Annotated in this window: 3 protein-coding genes; all 3 read left to right on the top strand. The window is 68.3% G+C overall.

The features are described from left to right. Window positions 1–418: S1C family serine protease (locus tag EN925_RS35720; protein WP_164894656.1), on the top strand; the 418-nt coding region annotated here is incomplete at its 5' end. Between the two features lie 8 nt (window positions 419–426). Then, window positions 427–1,056, top strand: a complete 630-nt coding sequence (locus EN925_RS35715) for a helix-turn-helix transcriptional regulator (protein WP_127369561.1) — start codon at window positions 427–429, stop codon at window positions 1,054–1,056. Between the two features lie 110 nt (window positions 1,057–1,166). Beyond that, the coding region (locus EN925_RS35710) for an SDR family NAD(P)-dependent oxidoreductase (RefSeq protein ID WP_128337362.1) at window positions 1,167–1,425 on the top strand (259 nt) is incomplete at its 3' end.

The raw sequence follows: 1,425 nt of genomic DNA, 5'->3' as shown, positions 1-1,425 counted from the left end.
TTTCGAGGGCGGCCCGGTTCTCGACGCCAAGGGTGCGCTGATCGGCATGCTGCTGTTCGGGCCGCGCCACCGGGCGCTGGTCATGCCTTACGAGACGATCGAGCGGGCGGTTGCGACGCTGCGCGAAAAGGGCCATGTCGCGCGCGGTTATCTCGGCGCCGGCCTGCATCCGGTACGCGACCGCGACGCGCATGGCGCGATGGTGATGAGCCTCGATGACGATGGTCCCGCCAAGGCCGCCGGTCTCTCTCTCGGCGATATCATCGTGGCGTGGAACGGTGAGGCGGTGCATGGCCCGCGCGACCTGATCCGCAGGCTCGGACCAGACAGTGCGGGCGCTTCGGTGACGCTCGGCGTGGTGCGCGGCGGCGAACAGCGCGATGTCGGGCTGACCATCGGCGAAAAGCCGCTGAGCTGAGGGCATCCATGGACACGCTCACCAGCGACCGGATCATGCATGACGGTGCCGTCTCGCGGCGGCTGGTGGTGCTGATTGCGCTTGGCGATGCGTCGCGCGCCGAGCGCCTGGCGGCCTCGCTGGCCGCGAGCGATGACCTGCTGCCGGTGGTGGCCGGCAGGGCTGACGTCGCCATCGTTGACGACATGAGCGGCGGTGCCGTGCCGGCCGCCATTCCCCGGGTTCTGCTATCGGGAGGCGCCAATGGCGAACGGCCCGCGGGCGAGGTGTTGGCCGTCCTCGAAACGGGCGCGGACGATTTGTTGATCGCTGCGGCGGCGCGGCTGGCGGCGGCCGGCTATCGGGTATCGGGCGAGCGCAGAACCGGACGCCATGAGGATTTCCATACTGGCGATGGCGAGCCGTTCGAAGATGAAGCCTCCGACGAGCATGCCGTCCGTCCTTCGCTGTCGCCGCGCGAGGCGGAAGTGCTGGCGCTGCTGGCCGAGGGCGCACCCAACAAGGTGATCGCGCGGCGGCTGAACATTTCCGTGCACACCGCGAAGTTCCATGTCGCCGCAATCCTGATCAAGCTCGGTGCCGCCAACCGCACCGACGCGATTGCCACTGCGATGCGGCAGGGGCTGGTGCTGGTATAGTCATAAACCCTACGCTGCGTAACGCGGTGTCCGGCGTGTCGGGTCTTGCGCTGTGGTCGCCCGCCGCGCAAAGCTTGGCGTCTGACGTGTTGCAAGGGAGGCGCAAGGAAATGTCGCTCAAGGGAAAGACGCTGTTCATCTCCGGCGGATCGCGCGGCATCGGGCTGGCGATCGCGCTGCGCGCGGCGCGCGACGGCGCCAATGTGACGATCGCGGCCAAAACCGCCGAACCGCATCCGAAGCTGCCCGGCACAATCTATAGCGCGGCAGAAGAGATCGAGCAGGCCGGCGGCAAGGCGCTGCCCGTGCTGTGCGACATCCGTGAAGAGGCACAGGTGTCCGAGGCGGTCGCCAGGCCCGGGGAAACGT

Origin of the sequence: Mesorhizobium sp. M7A.F.Ca.US.006.04.2.1 (assembly GCF_004022915.1) — a bacterium.
Classification (GTDB): Bacteria; Pseudomonadota; Alphaproteobacteria; order Rhizobiales; family Rhizobiaceae; genus Mesorhizobium; species Mesorhizobium ciceri.
Note: the sequence above shows the minus strand (reverse complement) of the source record. Positions and strands in the feature narration are given on the sequence as shown.